Source organism: Streptomyces vastus (assembly GCF_039532825.1).
Classification (GTDB): Bacteria; Actinomycetota; Actinomycetes; order Streptomycetales; family Streptomycetaceae; genus Streptomyces; species Streptomyces vastus.
Genome location: NZ_BAAASJ010000076.1, coordinates 1 through 15,970 on the forward strand (window position 1 = coordinate 1; position 15,970 = coordinate 15,970).

Annotated in this window: 17 protein-coding genes and 1 pseudogene; 5 read left to right on the top strand and 13 right to left on the bottom strand. The window is 69.9% G+C overall.

Features of this window, described 5'->3' with window-relative positions; genetic code table 11:
- The 9 genes and pseudogenes from ABD357_RS27315 to ABD357_RS27355 form a co-directional block, all read right to left on the bottom strand.
- A pseudogene (locus tag ABD357_RS27315) lies at positions 1–140 on the bottom strand (sulfate adenylyltransferase subunit CysD); the annotation flags it as partial.
- Positions 137–721, bottom strand: a complete 585-nt coding sequence (gene cysC / locus ABD357_RS27320; RefSeq protein ID WP_344393665.1) for an adenylyl-sulfate kinase — start codon at positions 719–721, stop codon at positions 137–139. The pseudogene ABD357_RS27315 and the gene cysC, both read right to left, overlap by 4 nt.
- A 2-nt stretch (positions 722–723) precedes the next feature.
- Positions 724–1,449, bottom strand: a complete 726-nt coding sequence (locus ABD357_RS27325; RefSeq protein WP_344393666.1) for a phosphoadenylyl-sulfate reductase — start codon at positions 1,447–1,449, stop codon at positions 724–726.
- Positions 1,446–1,625 (bottom strand): hypothetical protein, encoded by a 180-nt coding sequence (locus ABD357_RS27330; protein ID WP_344393667.1) that lies wholly within the window; start codon positions 1,623–1,625, stop codon positions 1,446–1,448. Before ABD357_RS27330 ends, ABD357_RS27325 begins: the two co-directional genes overlap by 4 nt.
- 109 nt (positions 1,626–1,734) lie before the next feature.
- Positions 1,735–3,432: a nitrite/sulfite reductase gene (locus ABD357_RS27335; RefSeq protein WP_344393668.1), complete on the bottom strand. Its 1,698-nt coding sequence runs from the start codon at positions 3,430–3,432 to the stop codon at positions 1,735–1,737.
- A gap of 156 nt (positions 3,433–3,588) precedes the next feature.
- Entirely contained in the window at positions 3,589–3,672 is an 84-nt protein-coding gene (locus ABD357_RS27340; RefSeq protein WP_309486338.1) for a putative leader peptide, read from the bottom strand.
- A 137-nt stretch (positions 3,673–3,809) separates the two neighbouring features.
- A complete protein-coding gene (locus tag ABD357_RS27345; RefSeq protein WP_344393669.1) occupies positions 3,810–4,379 on the bottom strand; it encodes a GNAT family N-acetyltransferase in 570 nt (189 codons plus the stop codon).
- A gap of 47 nt (positions 4,380–4,426) precedes the next feature.
- The gene (locus ABD357_RS27350; RefSeq protein WP_344393670.1) at positions 4,427–5,872 is read right to left on the bottom strand and encodes a hypothetical protein; all 1,446 of its coding nucleotides are present in this window, start codon (positions 5,870–5,872) and stop codon (positions 4,427–4,429) included.
- A 199-nt stretch (positions 5,873–6,071) separates the two neighbouring features.
- Positions 6,072–7,706 carry an acyl-CoA dehydrogenase family protein gene (locus ABD357_RS27355; RefSeq protein ID WP_344393671.1) on the bottom strand — a complete coding sequence of 545 codons (1,635 nt, stop codon included), beginning with the start codon at positions 7,704–7,706 and terminating at the stop codon, positions 6,072–6,074.
- Between the two features lie 88 nt (positions 7,707–7,794).
- Between ABD357_RS27355 and ABD357_RS27360 the strand changes: the two genes are divergently transcribed.
- Positions 7,795–8,940, top strand: a complete 1,146-nt coding sequence (locus tag ABD357_RS27360) for a YihY/virulence factor BrkB family protein (protein ID WP_344393672.1) — start codon at positions 7,795–7,797, stop codon at positions 8,938–8,940.
- Between the two features lie 13 nt (positions 8,941–8,953).
- On the opposite strand, the gene ABD357_RS27365 is transcribed toward ABD357_RS27360, so the two are convergent.
- Positions 8,954–9,790, bottom strand: coding sequence for an NmrA family NAD(P)-binding protein (locus tag ABD357_RS27365; RefSeq protein ID WP_344393673.1), 837 nt, complete (start codon positions 9,788–9,790; stop codon positions 8,954–8,956).
- An 81-nt stretch (positions 9,791–9,871) separates the two neighbouring features.
- On the opposite strand from ABD357_RS27365, the gene ABD357_RS27370 reads away from it, so the two are divergent.
- Both ABD357_RS27370 and ABD357_RS27375 read left to right on the top strand, forming a co-directional pair.
- Positions 9,872–10,807, top strand: a complete 936-nt coding sequence (locus ABD357_RS27370) for an AraC family transcriptional regulator (RefSeq protein WP_344393674.1) — start codon at positions 9,872–9,874, stop codon at positions 10,805–10,807.
- 10 nt (positions 10,808–10,817) lie between these two features.
- On the top strand, positions 10,818–11,507 hold the full coding sequence (locus tag ABD357_RS27375; protein WP_344393675.1) for a helix-turn-helix domain-containing protein: 690 nt from the start codon (positions 10,818–10,820) through the stop codon (positions 11,505–11,507).
- Here the strand turns inward: ABD357_RS27375 and ABD357_RS27380 are convergent.
- On the bottom strand, positions 11,487–11,891 hold the full coding sequence (locus ABD357_RS27380; protein ID WP_344393676.1) for a VOC family protein: 405 nt from the start codon (positions 11,889–11,891) through the stop codon (positions 11,487–11,489). The two genes, ABD357_RS27375 and ABD357_RS27380, sit on opposite strands and share 21 nt — an antisense overlap.
- A gap of 452 nt (positions 11,892–12,343) precedes the next feature.
- Here ABD357_RS27380 and ABD357_RS27385 point away from each other — a divergent pair, with 452 nt between their 5' ends.
- Both ABD357_RS27385 and ABD357_RS27390 read left to right on the top strand, forming a co-directional pair.
- Positions 12,344–12,805: a DUF5959 family protein gene (locus ABD357_RS27385; protein ID WP_344393677.1), complete on the top strand. Its 462-nt coding sequence runs from the start codon at positions 12,344–12,346 to the stop codon at positions 12,803–12,805.
- 15 nt (positions 12,806–12,820) lie between these two features.
- Entirely contained in the window at positions 12,821–13,495 is a 675-nt protein-coding gene (locus tag ABD357_RS27390; RefSeq protein WP_344393678.1) for a ThuA domain-containing protein, read from the top strand.
- Positions 13,496–13,507: 12 nt separating this feature from the next.
- On the opposite strand, the gene ABD357_RS27395 is transcribed toward ABD357_RS27390, so the two are convergent.
- Positions 13,508–14,548: a LacI family DNA-binding transcriptional regulator gene (locus ABD357_RS27395; RefSeq protein WP_344393679.1), complete on the bottom strand. Its 1,041-nt coding sequence runs from the start codon at positions 14,546–14,548 to the stop codon at positions 13,508–13,510.
- Between the two features lie 249 nt (positions 14,549–14,797).
- Positions 14,798–15,931, bottom strand: coding sequence for a protein kinase family protein (locus tag ABD357_RS27400; RefSeq protein ID WP_344393680.1), 1,134 nt, complete (start codon positions 15,929–15,931; stop codon positions 14,798–14,800).
- Positions 15,932–15,970 lie beyond the last annotated feature (39 nt).

Below are 15,970 nucleotides of genomic sequence, written 5' to 3' on the forward strand. Positions count from 1 at the left end.
CCGGAGAACAGAATCACCGGCCGCTCGAACTCGCCCGCCACCTCACGGAAGATGTGCACACCCTCCGACTCCAGGGCATCCAGGTGAGAGAGCGCGTACGGGCTGTCCGTCTCCTCAGGAACAGTGGCGACGGTCGTCATGCGAGACCCCTTTCGGTGAGCAGCGCGTGGACCGTGGCCGCGGACTCCTGCACGGTCTGGTTGTGCGACTCGATGCGCAGGTCGGGTGACTCGGGCTCCTCGTACGGGTCGTCGACCCCGGTGAGCCCGGAGATCTCGCCCGCCGCCTGCTTGGCGTACAGCCCTTTCACATCGCGCTCGGAGCACACCTCGACCGGCGTCGCGACATGCACCTCGACGTACGCGGTGCCGCCGGCCATGTGGCGCTTGCGCACCGCCTCACGGCTGTCCGCGTACGGCGCGATCACCGGAACGAGCGTCTTGACGCCGTTACGGGACAACAGGTCGGCGAGGTAGCCGATGCGCTGCACGTTGGTGTGCCGGTCCTCGCGGCTGAAGCCGAGGCCCGCTGTCAGGAACGTACGGATCTCGTCACCGTCGAGCACCTCGACGCGGTGGCCCTCCGCACGCAGCCGGTCGGCCAGCTCGTACGCGATCGTGGTCTTGCCGGCGCTCGGCAGACCCGTGAGCCAGATCGTGGCTCCGGTCACTTGGTTCTCCTGGTTCCTCGGAGTCGTCGAAATCGTCGAAGGCACTGCCATGGTCAGTCGTGCAGCCCGCACTCGGTCTTGGCGCGGCCCGCCCAGCGGCCGGCGCGCGCGTCCTCGCCCTCGAGTACGCGGCGGGTGCAGGGGGCGCAGCCCACGGAGGGGTAACCGTCCATGAGCAGCGGGTTGGTGAGGACGCCGTGCTCGGTGACGTACGCGTCCACGTCGTCCTGCGTCCAGCGGGCGATCGGCGAGATCTTGACCTTGCGGCGCTTCTCGTCCCAGCCGACGACCGGAGTGCTGGCCCGGGTCGGGGACTCGTCGCGGCGCAGGCCCGTGGCCCATGCGGTGTACTTCGTCAGCCCCTCTTCCAGGGGCTTGATCTTGCGCATGGCGCAGCACAGGTCGGGGTTGCGGTCGTGCAGCTTCGGCCCGTACTCGGCGTCCTGCTCGGCCACGGTCTGCCGCGGGGTGAGCGTGATGACGTTGACGTCCATCACGGCCTCGACCGCGTCGCGGGTGCCGATGGTCTCGGGGAAGTGGTAGCCGGTGTCGAGGAACACGACGTCCACGCCGGGCATGGCGCGGGCGGCGAGATGGGCGACGACCGCGTCCTCCATGGAGGAGGTCACGCAGAACTTCTTGCCGAAGGTCTTCGCGGCCCACTGAAGGATCTCGAGCGCGGAGGCGTCCTCGAGGTCACGGCCCGCCTGCTCGGCGAGCGCCTTCAGTTCCGCATCCGGATCCGTCTCGACATCAGGCTCTGCCTGAATCGTCGTCATATCTCTTCCCCTCCACCGTCAGTGCGCTGAAGCCCCCGGGACAGCAGCCCGAGGAACTTCAACTGGAAGGCTCGATTGCACGCTCCGCATTCCCAGGCGCCATGCCCCTGCTCGCTCGGACGCAGGTCCTCGTCGCCGCAGTAGGGGCAGTAGAAGGGCGCGGCTCGTTCGCTCACCGCTGCTGCCCTCCGTCCGCATCCATGCGTACGCGGCCCACGAGAGCGCCGATCACGGCGCCCGCGCCTGCGCACAGGAGTGCGCTCATGGCCACGACCACGAGGAGGCTCATGACAGCGACTCCTCAGAAGCGCGAGCCGCCCATGTGGCGAACCTCTCGCCCTCCTCGCGCTCCGCCTCGAAGCGCTTGAGGACCCGCTCGACGTAGTCCGGCAGCTCCTCCGAAGTGACCTTCAGGCCACGGACCTTGCGGCCGAAGCCGGCCTCCAGACCGAGCGCGCCGCCGAGGTGAACCTGGAAGCCCTCGACCTGGTTGCCCTCGTCGTCCAGGACCAGCTGGCCCTTGAGACCGATGTCCGCGACCTGGATACGGGCGCAGGCGTTCGGGCAGCCGTTGATGTTGATGGTGATCGGCTCGTCGAACTCGGGGATGCGGCGCTCGAGTTCATCGATCAGCGAGGCCCCGCGCGCCTTGGTCTCGACGATCGCCAGCTTGCAGTACTCGATGCCGGTACAGGCCATCGTGCCGCGCCGGAACGGCGACGGCTTGGTGGTGAGGTCGAGCGCCTCCAGGCCCTCGACGAGCGAGGCGACCTTCGACTCCTCCACATCGAGCACGATCATCTTCTGCTCGACGGTCGTACGCAGCCGGCCCGAGCCGTGTGCCTCGGCCAGTTCGGAGATCTTCGTGAGGGTCGTGCCGTCCACCCGGCCCACGCGCGGTGCGAAACCGACGTAGAAGCGGCCGTCCTTCTGCCGGTGCACCCCGACGTGGTCGCGCCAGCGCTCCACGGGCTGGTCGGGCGCCGGACCGTCGATCAGCTTCCGCTTCAGGTACTCGTCCTCGAGCACCTGACGGAACTTCTCCACGCCCCAGTCGGCGACCAGGAACTTCAGGCGGGCGCGGGTCCGAAGGCGCCGGTAGCCGTAGTCGCGGAAGATCGAGATGACGCCCTCGTACACATCCGCGACCTCGTCCAGCGGCACCCAAGTGCCAAGCCGCTGGCCGATCTTGGGGTTGGTGGACAGGCCGCCGCCGACCCAGAGGTCGAAGCCGGGGCCGTGCTCCGGGTGGTTCACACCGACGAAGGCGACGTCGTTGATCTCGTGCGCCACGTCGAGGAGCGGGGAGCCGGAGATCGCGGACTTGAACTTGCGGGGCAGGTTCGAGAAGTCCTTGTTGCCGATGATCCGGCGGTGGATCTCGTCGATGGCGGAGGTGCCGTCGATGATCTCGTCCTCGGCGATCCCGGCGACCGGCGAGCCGAGGATCACGCGGGGCGTGTCACCGCAGGCCTCGGTCGTAGACAGCCCGATGGCTTCCAGGCGTTCCCAGATCTCCGGGACGTCTTCGATACGGATCCAGTGGTACTGGACGTTCTGCCGGTCCGTGAGGTCGGCGGTGCCGCGCGCGAACTCCTGCGAGATCTCGCCGATCACCCGCAGCTGCTCGGTGGTGAGCCGACCGCCGTCGATCCGCACCCGCAGCATGAAGTACTCGTCGTCCAGCTCCTCGGGCTCCAGGATCGCGGTCTTGCCGCCGTCGATCCCGGGCTTGCGCTGGGTGTAGAGGCCCCACCAGCGCATCCGGCCACGCAGGTCGTTGGGGTCGATCGAGTCGAAGCCCCGCTTGGAGTAGATCGTCTCAATGCGTGTCCGCACATTGAGACCGTCGTCGTCCTTCTTGAACTGTTCGTTGCCGTTGAGCGGGGTGAAGTGACCCACGGCCCACTGGCCCTCGCCACGGTGACGGCTCACCTTGCGGCGGGGCGCGGCGGCAGCAGGCTTCTGTGGGGTGGCGGCCATGGTTACGTCCTTCGGGACAGGCGGGAAAGCGACTCGGAACCTGCGCATGGGGGCGCATGTGGGCATACGCGCGCGTCATTGCGCAAGGCGAGGCAAGGGGGAGAGGTGCGGCGGCGATGCTGCCCGGGACCGGAAGGCCCTGTCGGATGCAGCTGCTCAGCTCGCCGGACAGATGGCGCTGGACATGCGGCCGAGGTCGACGTGGCGCCGACTCACCAAGGCAATTCCAGTTCCAGACATGACGGAAGCGTGTCATGGCGATCTGGACAGAGTCCAGCTTCGTCCGCGATGCGGACACCCTTGTCCCGTATCGTGAGACAAGGGTGTTGTTGGTCACAAGCTCTGACACGAGGCTTGTGTTTCCCGGTCCGACCAGGTCAGACGGCCGACGCCCCGGGCCAGGGACCGGCGGAGGCGATGTCCGGCTCCTCGGCCACCTTGGTGTCGAAGAGCCTGAAGCCGCGCCGGAGGTAATTGTCCATCGCATGCTCCCCGTCCTTGCTGCATGTATGCAGCCAGACCCGCTTCGTCGGAGGCCTGCCCGGCCAGCGCTCGGCCAGGTCCCAGGCCCGCGCGACCCCGTACGACAGGAGGTGCCCGCCGATCCGCCGGCCCCGGAACGCCGGGATCAGCCCGAAGTGGACGATCTCCACGACGCCTTCCGCCTGCCCCTGAAGTTGTACGTATCCCGCGGGCGTCCCGCGCTCGTACGCGACCCAGGTCTCGACCCCCGGCCGCTCCAGGTCCTCCTGCCACTGGGCGTACGTCCAGCCCAGCCGGTCGGTCCAGTGGATGTCGCCGCCGACCGAGGTGTACAGGAAGCGGCTGAACTCCGGCGAAGGCACCTCGGAGCGGACGATCCGGATGTCGCCGGCCGGCTCGGCGGCGGGCAGCAGGTCGGCCGGAGAGGTCTGCTCCAGCGACCATGTGGTGACAGGGATGCTCATGCGGGTCAGCGATACCACGAAGGCGAGCCCGGCTTCAAAAAAACGGCTCACTCCAACGAGCGGTCCACCGAGGACAGCGGAACCGCGTACAACACGCGTTCGGACACGGTGCCCGGCTGCCACGCGGTGGCGCGGTCCGCAACCCGCTCCGGAAGCTCGTTCGCCCGGCCCGACGCGGTCGCCGCCCGCCCGGTCAGCGTCCACAGCTCGCCGGTCTCCTGCCAGTACGACAGCGACTCCGTGTCCCGTCCCCAGCAGGCGTACGACTCGTCCGCCCCGCACTTCGCGGCCTTGGCGGCGCTCTTGTTCTGCCGCCAGAGCGTGCCGTGCTCGCCGCGCGCGTCCGGTGCGTGCCCGGCGTACCAGTTCGGCTCGCTCGCGCCGTTCGGCCGGTGCGAGAGGACCCCCTGCAGGCCGACGGCATCGGTCTCGTACGCCTCGTCGGCGTGGACGCGTCCGCGGGTGTCGGTGGCGAGCAGGCCCGTGCGGTCGCCCGCGGTGCTGTAGTCGTAACGCCATACGCGGCCCGGCTCGCCGCTGTCCGGGCGGAACCACTCGTTGGCGACCAGGCTGTCCGGCGCGGAGGTGCGATCCAGGGAGACCGAGGCGAAGCAGGGGACGCGGTCGTTCGTGGTGGCGTCGCAGGCGCCGCCGGTGAGGCTGTACGAGCCCATGGCCGGCATCACATACCGGTAGCCGTGCGCCGACCAGCCGTCCTTCACCTTGCCGACGGCGCCGCTGATGACGTCGGCGCGCAGGATGCGGTCCATGTCGAAGACGAACAGGGCGTCGTTGCCTGCGGCGCCGTTCCGGGCGGTGACGATCAGCTTGTCCTGGTACCAGACCATGCCGCCGATACGGGAGCGGACGGCCTCGAAGTTCTTGCCGTCGTCCAGCGGGGCCACCAGCAGGACCCAGCGGTACTTCAGGTTCTCCGGGTCGTTCGCGTCGATGAAGGCGACCCGGGCGAGGCCCCGGTCCTCCTCCTGCGCGCCCGCCCCCTGACCGTCGTGCGTCCAGCCGGAGAGGATCACACGGTTGGAACCCCACCTGCCGTCCTCGTCGGAGTCCCCGGAGGTGGTCACCGACTGGGGCTGCCACTTCTGGGTCCGCGCATCGCTGTCCGCCCAGCAGTACGCGCGTGTGGCGGCCGGCTCGACGGGCAGCGCGGACTCCTCCGAGGCGCCGCAGTCCGCCCTGTTGCGCATCGTGTGGTTGGCGTTCTTCAGGACGCCGTCCACGCCGACGTTCCCGCCCATCCCGCTCTCGAGGGTGTCGAGGGTGTCCTGGCCGACGAGGTTCTCGTGCAGCTCGAGCTTGTCGGTCTCGGACGAGGAGCCGATCGCGGTGAGGGCGCCCGGGTTGTCGCTGCTCGCGGCCTGTGACGTGCTGATGAAGCCCGCGGCGACGGTGAGGGCGAGAGCGGTCCCGGCCAGGCTCGCGCGCAGCGCGCGCCCCTTCTTCCGGCGGCGGTGCTTGCCTCGATACGCCATGGTTCCTCCCGCGTCGTCGGCCAACTGCCCTTCCCGATCAGTGCGTTGAACACGGGCGCGACAGTGTGGGGGGCCGTGGGAGCGATGGTACGTCAGGTGTCGCCGGGCCTGGGCGAATACGCCGGAATAGGTGGTACGAGAGGGAGGCGCCGGTTCGACACCGCGCCCCCCTTGTGTCGTACGCCTGCCTACGCCCCGACTACGCGACGGGCCGCGCCCGCTCCACCACCGAGGCCAGGTCCAGGCTGTGCGGCAGCGTCCCGAACGCCGCCCCCCAGTCCCCGCCGAGACGCGACGCGCAGAACGCGTCGGCGACCTCCGGAGGGGCGTACTGGACGAGCAGCGCGCCCTGGAGTACCAGCGCGATCCGCTCGGCCAGGCGCCGGGCGCGGCCCTCGATGCCGTCCAGGTCGGCGAGTTCGGCCAGCAGGTTCTTGATCGCCCCGTCCAGCCGGTGGTCGGCGCCACGGGCCCGGCCGATCTCCTCCAGGTAGGCGTTCAGGGCGTGTGGCTCGCGCTGCATGGCCCGCAGGATGTCCAGCGCCTGGACGTTGCCCGCGCCCTCCCAGATGGAGTTGAGCGGCGACTCGCGCAGCAGCCGCGGCATCCCGGACTCCTCCACGTACCCGTTGCCGCCCAGGCACTCCGACGCCTCGACGACGAGCGGTGTGCAGCGCTTGGTCACCCAGTACTTCGCGGCCGGCACGGCGATCCGCAGGAACGCCCGCTCCTGCTCACTCCCGTCGTCGTACGCGGCGGCCAGCCGCAGCGACAGCGTCGTCGCCGCCTCGGACTCCAGCGCGAGATCGGCCAGTACGTTGCGCATCAGCGGCTTGTCGATCAGCCTGCCGCCGAAGGCCTCACGGTAGGTGCAGTGGTGTACGGCCTGCGCGACCGCCTGCCGCATCAGCGAGGCGGCACCGAGCGCGCAGTCCAGCCGGGTCACCGCGACCATCTCGATGATCGTGCGCACCCCGCGCCCCTCGTCCCCGACCCTGCGCGCCCAGGTCCCGTCGAACTCGATCTCGCTCGACGCGTTCGACCGGTTGCCCAGCTTGTCCTTCAGCCGCTGGATCAGGAACACATTGCGCGTACCGTCCTCCAGCACCCGCGGCACCAGGAAGCACGTGAGCCCGCCGGGCGCCTGCGCCAGCACCAGAAAGCCGTCCGACATCGGCGCCGAGCAGAACCATTTGTGGCCCGTCAGCTCGTACGTCCCGTCCTCGGCGAGGGGACGCGCCACCGTCGTGTTCGCCCGTACGTCGCTGCCGCCCTGCTTCTCCGTCATGCCCATGCCGAAGAGGACGCCCGCCTTCTGAGAGGCGCGCCGCAGCCCTTGGTCGTAGACGGTGGAGGTGAGCAGTGGCTCCCACTCGGCCGCGAGCTCCGGGTCCGTGCGCAGTGCGGGCACCGCCGCGTGCGTCATCGACAGCGGGCAGCCGTTGCCCGCCTCGACCTGCGTCCAGATCAGGAACCCGGCCGCCCGCCGCAGATGCCCGCCCGGCCGCGACCACGCCGCCGTCAGGCCCGCCGAGACGCCCTTGCCCAGCAGCCGGTGCCAGGACGGATGGAAGTCGACCTCGTCGATCCGGTGGCCGTAACGGTCATGCGTACGCAGCCTCGGCGGATTCTCGTTGGCCAGCACCCCCCACTCCTGGGCCTGCACGGAACCGGCGGTGCGGCCCAGCCGCGACAGCTCGTCGCGCGCCTCGTCGAGCAGCCCGGGATCGAGATGCCGCTCGACCGCTTCCGTCAGCACCCGGTCGGCGCCGAAGACGTCATAGCCGACAAGGGGCGGAACCTGGTTGGTCACTGTGTGGGTGCCGATTGCCATGTGAGGAAAACTACCCCTGGGTAGGGCGGCCGTCACCTACGAGTGCGGAGGGTGAAGAACGCACGTCGCGACCGCTACGGTTAGGAGCGTGCAGCCAGCAAGTGAAACACCAGAGAGCCCACCCGGCAGGCTTCACCGGGCACGTGCTCTCTACCGGAATGTCTCCAAGCGGAGGACCGCCTGGCTGCTGGTCAAGGACACCGTCAACTCCTGCATCGAGTACCGGATCCTGGGCCTCGCCGCGGAGGCCGCGTTCTTCACGCTGCTGTCCGTGCCGCCGCTGCTGCTGAGCATGCTGGGGCTGCTCGGCTACGTGGACTCCTGGACCGGCGCCGACACCATCGCCAGCGTGGAGACCAACCTGCTGGAGGCCTCGCGCACGATCCTCACGGACAAGGGCGTCTCGGAGATCGCCCAGCCGATCCTCCACGACGTGATGAAGGGCGGCAGACCCGACGTCATCTCCCTCGGCTTCCTCTTCGCCCTCTGGTCGGGCTCACGCGCCGTGAACGTCTTCATCGACACCATCACCGTCATGTACGGCCTCGACGGGGTCCGCGGCATCGTCAAGACCCGGCTGATGGCGTTCCTGCTGTTCCTCGTGGCGCTGCTGATCGGTTCTGTGGCGCTGCCGCTGATGGTCGCGGGCCCGGACGCCGTGGTGAACCTCGTGTCGTGGTCGACGACCGTCGTACAGATCCTGTACTGGCCCGTCGTCATAGTCCTGTCCATCATCTTCCTGACGACGCTCTACCACGTGTCCGTGCCGGTGCGCTCCCCCTGGATCGAAGACGTGCCCGGCGCCCTGGTCGCGCTCGGCATGTGGGTCCTCGGCAGCTTCCTGCTACGGATCTACCTGACCAACACCGTCGAAGGGCCCACGATCTACGGATCCTTGGCCGCCCCCGTCGCCGTACTGCTGTGGATCGGCGTCTCCGCCTTCGCCGTACTCGTCGGAGCGGCCGTCAACGCGGCCATCGACCGGGTCTGGCCGGCCGCCGCCACGGCCGCCGCACGCGCCGTCAACGAGCAGCTGCGCGCCGCGCAGGCCGCCGACCTCGTGGCCCGCGCGGCGGCAGCCCGCGCCGCCGCCGACCCCGACGACCCGGACATGCCCTCCGAGTTCCCGGAGCGCTGGTCCCGCTTCCTTCCCCCGGAGGACGTGACGTCACGGCTGCGGACGACCGCGAAGAACTCGCCCAAGAACGGCGACGAGCCGCCCGCGCAAGAATGACCTGACCGCCGGACTAGACCTTCCACACCCCCTGCGCCGCGTGCTCCCGCGCGAAGTCCGTGAAGTCGCGCGGGGCGCGGCCCAGGACCTGCTGGACATCGCCGGCGACCTCGCCGTCGCTGCCGTCGAGCAGCTCCTCGAAGACCTCCTCCGTGAACGCGACCTCCTCGGGCGACAGACCGAACCCGGCCAGGATCGCGCCGTACTCCTTCACCGACACCGGCACATACCGGATCTCCCGGCCCGCCGCGGTGGAGATCTCCGCCATGGCCTCGCGGAAGGACAGCAGCCGCGCCCCCGTGACCTCCAGGACCTGCCCCGCGTACGAGGAGTCCGTGAGCGCCATCACGACCACGTCCGCGATGTCCCGCGTGTCTACGAACGGCTGCCGCCCCTCGCCCGCCGGAAACACGAATTCGCCACTCCGTACGCCCTCCAGCAGCAGACCCTCGCTGAAGTTCTGCATGAACCAGTTCGCCCGCACGATGGTCCACAGCGCACCCGACTCACGCAGAGCCCGCTCGGCCGGCTCCGCCTGCCGCTCACCGATCGCCGACAGCAGCACCAGGCGGCGTACGCCGAGCTCCTGCGCCCGTCGCGCGAACCCGGCGATGCTCTCGTCCGCGCCCGGCGCACCCACGTCCGGCGAGTACGCCAGATACGCCGCGTCCGCACCGCGCAGCGCCGCGTCCCACGTCGAGGAGTCGTACCAGTCGAAGCGCACCTCACCACCGCGCGAAGCGGCCCGTACGCCGAACCCGGCGGCCTTCGCCGCATCCGCCACCTGACGCCCCGTCTTTCCCGACGCTCCCGTCACCAACACCGTCTCGTTCCGCGTGTTCTCTGTCATGAGATTCAGTGAACTGCCCTGCTCGGAAAGGGAACATCGCTGAAACTCTCGTTCCCATAAGAGCGCGTCTAATCTGGCCCTATGGACGCCCTTGCAGGCCTGCTGGAGGGCCCACGCGCACGTGGCGCCTTCATGATCCGAGCGTGTTTCGATCCACCGTGGTGCATCCGCGTCGAGGACCGCGCCCCGCTCACCGTGATGCTGCTGGTCCGTGGCGACGCCTGGATCACCCCGGACAAGGGGGAGCGCCTGCATCTGCGGGCCGGCGACCTCGCCATCGCGCGCGGCCCCGACCCGTACACCTGCGCCGACGACCCTTCCACCCCGCCGCAGGCGGTGATCCTGCCGGGCGCCGAGTGCTTCTACCCGGACGGGCGGTCCATGAAGGGCACGATGGACCTGGGGGTGCGCACCTGGGGAGCCAGGCTCGACGGCTCCATGGTGATGCTCATCGGGACGTACACGATGCACGGCGAGATCAACGGCCGGCTGCTCGACGCCCTGCCACCCCTGCTCAGCCTGACCTCCGACGAATGGGCCTGCCCGCTCACCCCGCTGCTCACCGAGGAGATCGTGCGCGACGAGCCCGGCCAGGAGGTCGTCCTGGACCGGCTGCTCGACCTGCTGGTCATCGCCGCGCTACGGGTCTGGTTCTCCCGCCCGGAAGCCGAGGCGCCCGCCTGGTACCAGGCTCTCGCGGACCCCGTCGTGGGCCGGGTGCTCAGGCTCCTCCAGGACGACCCGGCGCACCCCTGGACGGTTGCCTCGCTCGCCATGAAGGCGGGCGTCTCCCGGGCCGCGCTCGCCCGCCGCTTCAGCGAACTCGTGGGCGAGCCCCCGATGACGTATCTGACCGGCTGGCGCCTCGCCCTCGCCGCGGACCGGCTGCGCGACTCCGACGACACCATCGGCGCGATCGCCCGCCAGGTCGGCTACGGCAGCGCGTTCGCCCTGTCCAGCGCCTTCAAGCGGGTGTACGGGGTCAGCCCGCAGGAGCACCGGACCCGAAACGCGTAGCCTGGCGTACGTGTACGCGGAGCGGCCCTCCCGGCTGACGGGCGCCGTCGTCTGGACGAACACCCCGTCCGGCACCGGTGCCGGACGCGTCCTGCCCGACGGCTGCATGGACCTGCTGTGGAACGAGGGACGGCTGCTGGTCGCCGGGCCCGACACACACGCGTACGTCACCGAAGGCGCGCCGAGTTCCTGGGCGGGCGTCCGCTTCTATCCCGGCACCGCGCCCACACTCCTCGGGGTGCCCGCGCATGAACTGCGCGACCAGCGCGTGGAGTTGGCCGACCTCCGGCCCCGCTCCGAGGTACGGCGCCTCACCGCGCACGTGAACGCGGCCGACGACCCGGCGAGCGGCCTCGAAGAGGTGGCGCTGCGGTGGGCGTCCGGCGCCGCACCCCCCGACCCGCTGCTGAGACGGGTGGTGGCCGCCCTCCACGCGGGCCGCCCAGTCGCCGCCACCGCCGACGAACTCGGCGTCGGCACTCGCCAGTTGCACCGTCGTTCACTGGCCGCCTTCGGCTACGGCCCCAAGACCCTCGCCCGCGTACTACGGCTGCAGCGCGCCCTCGCCCTGGCCCGCGCCGGGGTGCCCTTCGCGGACACGGCGGCACGGACCGGGTTCGCCGACCAGGCCCATCTGGCCCGGGATGTACGGGAGTTGGCAGGCATGCCGTTGGGTGAGCTACTGGGTCGCACCGTGTAGCGGCGCGAACAGCCCGACGTCATTACCGTCCGGGTCGAGCAGGCTCGCGTACCGCTGCCCCCAGTCGGCGTCCCACGGCTTGAGCCCGCTGTCGTATCCGGCGCCGACCATCTCCTCGTACACGGAGTCGACCTCGGCCGGGCTGTCGCACAGCAACGCCAGCGAGATACGCCCGCCCCCGCTCGGCGGCTGCCACTCCGGCGCGAACTCGCGGATGCCCTCCTCGCTGTCGAGCATCAGGCGCAGCCCGCCCGGCAGTTGGGCCTCGGCGTGCGGCTGCTTCTCGGAGCCCTCGGGGAAGGCCAATCCGAGGCGGCGGTAGAAGGTGACTGAGGCGGCCATGTCGGAGGCCACCATGCCGATCGCATCGAATCGTGGAGTCATGGGGCCACGGTAAGCACGCAGTTGAAGCGTGGTCTTGTAGGAATCGGACACGTCCGGGCCCGACACCTTGCCCAGCCCGCCACCCGCCTGTACACGGGAAGAAAGGCCCGTATGCGGCGAAAGCGGGCGCGTCTGTTCCGGGCGCGGGCGTTCCCTTTGCCATGCTGGCGGCATTGGAAGACTCGCTCATGGTCCTGCGCCCGTGCGCCGTGCCTTCGCCTGCCGTCGACGCCTCGATCGGATAGGCGGGAGCCGGCATCCGGCCGGGTGTGCGGCATTCGCTACGGGTTCCGACGGCCCCCGGTCTGTTGGTGCCCTCGTCGTCGCAACGGGCAAGGCCGAGCTGGCCTCCCGCAGCGCAGTCACTGAACGCTGACGCCTGTTCACGGCTCCTGGTCATGGGCCTGCGATCGTTGGTGTTCGGCACCATGCGCGAGTCCGGAGGGGTAGTCATGGCTGAGGATCCGATCGACCTGATCCGCCTGGAGGGGGAGGGCAACAGTGTCATTCTGCGGATCGCGGGGGAGGTGGAGCGGAAGCGTCCCACCGAGTCCGAATCCGAATCCGAGGCCGAGGCCGGGGCCTGTTCCCTGGCCGGGGAGTTCCTGGTCGATACGCCCTTCGTCCGTGGGAGCCTCAAGACCTGGCTTTCGCCCGAGGACCTGCGGCAGTGGCAGCATGCCCTGGACTCGCTCGACGCGGGACAGGACATCGCCTGGTGTGAGGGGCAACGCATCCCGTGGCTGTACATCGAACTCGACGACGACGATGACCGGTGCCAGGTCACGATCAAGGACCACTCGATGTCCCTGACGACCGTTGCGGTCACCGTCCCACTGGTCGATGCCTGGTTCGACGACGCGTACCGCCGCCTCGATCTGGTCTGGAAGACCTGGCCCATGACCGAAGACTGAACGGAGTCGGACGCCATGACAGCAGCGCACCCCGACCCCCGCGTTCTCGTCTGCACCCGCACCACCGACTACCGTCACGACTCGATCCCGGACGGCATCGCGGCCGTACGCTCCCTCGGCGCCGCGCACGGCTTCACCGCTTACGCCACGGAGGACCCCGAGTTCTTCGACGCGCCCGTCGGTCCGTACGCGGCTGTCGTCTTCCTCTCCACCAGCGGTGACGTGCTGACGCCCGCGGGACGCGAGCACCTCGCCGCGTACGTCGAGGCGGGCGGCGGCTTCGTCGGGGTGCATGCGGCGGCCTGCACCGAGTACGACTGGCCGTACTACGGGGAGCTGCTCGGCGCCCGCTTCGCCCGCCACCCCGACTACCAGCCGGGCAAGCTCCTCGTCGAGGACCGGGAGCATCCGGCGACCCGACACCTGCCCAGCGCCTGGGAGTTCACGGACGAGTGGTACGACTTCCGGGCCAGTCCGCGCGGTTCGGTACGGGTCCTCGCCTCGGCCGACGAATCCTCGTACAACGGAGGCGGGATGGGTGACGACCATCCGCTGGTGTGGTGCCGGGAGCAGGGAGCGGGGCGGGTGTTCTACACCGGGCTCGGGCACGCAGCGGAGGCGTACGAGAACCCGGACTTCCGGGCGCATCTCCTCGGCGGCATCACGTGGGCGGCGCGACTTCAGCCGTAGGCCTTGCGGGCCTTACGCGGCCCCCGGCGCCGGCCCCGTACTCTCCCGCACCACCAGCCGGGTGGACAGCTCCGTCCGTGTGCCCTCCGGCCGTTCGCCCGCCATGATGCGGACCAGCAGGCGCAGCGCGGTCCCGGCCATCTCCGACAGGGGCTGGCGGATCGTGGTCAGCGAGGGTGTGGACCAGTGGGCCTCGGGCAGGTCGTCGAAGCCGACGATGCTCATGTCGTCGGGGACGGTCAACTTCCGTTCGGCCAGGGCCCGGTAGCAGCCGAGGGCCATCTTGTCCGAGCAGACGAAGACGGCCGTGGGCGGTTCGGGCAGGTCGAGGAGTTCCAGCATGCGGTGGTGGGCGCCGACCTCGTTGAAGCCGCCGTAACGGAGGTACTCGGGCCGGTGCAGGATGCCGGCCGCCGCGAGCGCCGAGCGGTAACCGGCGACGCGGGCGCTGCTGCACATCTTGCGGCGGTGGCCGGCGATGACGGCGATCCGTTCGTGACCGAGGGCGAGCAGATGCTCGGTGGCCGTGACGCCGCCCTGCCAGTTGGCGGCGCCGACCGAGACCACGCCGGGCGGCGGATCGATCACCGGGTCGATCAGGACGAACGGGATGCGGTGCTGGTCCAGCCAGGCGTACTGGGACTGGGTGAGCTCCGCCAGGTTGAACAGCACACCGGCGGAGCCGCGCGTGGAGAGCTTGTCCAGCCAGCCCCGTTCGGGGCGGCCGCCGCGTGTGCGGGTCAGGCCGGCCGAGACGACCACCTCCAGGCCCGCGTCGTGCGCGGCCTCCTCCACGCCGTGCAGCACCGCGCCCGACCAGGAGGAGTCCAGCGAGTGCACGACCAGATCGACCAGACCCGGAGACTTCGCGGCATCGAACCGCGGTCTGCGTACGTAGCCCAGCCGGTCGAGCGCCTCGGTGACCCGTCGGCGGGTCTCCGGCGCCACGTCCTCCCGGCCGTTGACCACCTTCGACGCCGTCGGCACGGAAACTCCGGCCTCACGGGCGACGACCGCCAGCGTCGGGCCGGCCTCGCTGCCGGTACGCACCATGGAAGCCCCACCTCTCCGCCCCGTCCCGAGGGCCGGCGAAAGTTTCGAATCACCACGGTCTGGCACGCGGGAGGGCGTCGACCGGTTAGAAAGCGCTTCCTACATTACGGCCGCGGGAAGTGTACGGGGAAGGGGGCGGGGTTCTACGGAATTCCCGCGAGCCGAAACTTTCGAAATGTCGAACAGGTGGGGCTGGGGAGGCTTCTGGACTCAGTGGTCCGGTTCAGTGGTCAGGTTCAGTGGTCCAGTTCAGTGCGGGAAGCCGAGTTCGGTCGCCAGCCCGCGCGCCTCCCGGGCCCAGTCCGCCAGGAAGGCCAGCACCACGCCGCGTTCGCGGTAGCGGTGCTCGGCTTCTACGGTGCGGCTGCCGCCGTAGTCGAGCTGCTGGGCGTCGCCCGCGCGGGACAGCATCAGTGCGGTGAGCCAGTCGTACTTCACCGAGGAGGCGCACACACCGAGCCGGACGAGCCGTTCGTCGCCCTGCCAGCCGCTGTCACGCAAGCCTCGTACGTAACCCTCGTACACGGCGGTCGCCAGCTCGGGCAGCCGGGCGGCGGGCAGGAACCCATCGAGGATCGTGTCGGGGATGTAGTTGCCGATGTCCTCGCCGAGGGCGCCGTCGCCCGCGAACGCCCAGTCGAACAGCACGCTTTGGCCGCTGTGCGGTGCGGTGAGGTTGGCCGGCCACTGGTCAAGGTGGCTGAAGACGCGGGGCAATGACTCCATGATCCGCAAGATCCATTCGCGTTCATGGTGCAGCCGCACCATCTCCTCGCGGAGGCCTTCGGGGAAGTGGTCGTGTACGAGCGGCTGTTGCCAGGCGGTGTCGTCGTCGAGCAGGTCCCGACCAGTCGTCTGGGCGGCGGTGTAGTCGCGCAGGAAGCGGCGGCTGAGCCAAGGGTGGTCGAGAGGTTCGGTCTGCTCCGCAAGTGCCCTGCCGTGGGCCGCGCCCAGGCGTCGGGCATGTCCGGCGTGCGCGGCTGTGGACCAGCCAGTGGCCGGTTCGCCGCGCACGTCCTCCAGCCACAACGCCACGTCGCCGTCGGGGCGTTCGACGGAGGCGAGCAGCTTGGGCGCCGTGATGCCCCACGGCTCCCAGGCCCGGGCAACGCCCTCCTCGTACACGTACGCCTCACGCCGCCAGAAGTTCCAGTGCCGCGGGTCCTCCGAGGCCGCCCAGATCTCGGTGGTTTGCTTGCCCCGGGTCAGGACCTTCAGCACGGCCGACCGCTCAGCGACGGTTACGCGCCATACTCCTGCGGTGACGCCGTTCTTCGGGTTGTGCGTGAGGGGCTCGAACACCGCGCGCTCGGGCGGGACTCGGAATAAATCCCGGACTTCGTCCCCGAGTTGGGGGGAGTGGGTGGTCGGTGCTTCGGACATGCGGCGATCTTAGGACGTCATCCCTGACGGGGCGTGCCC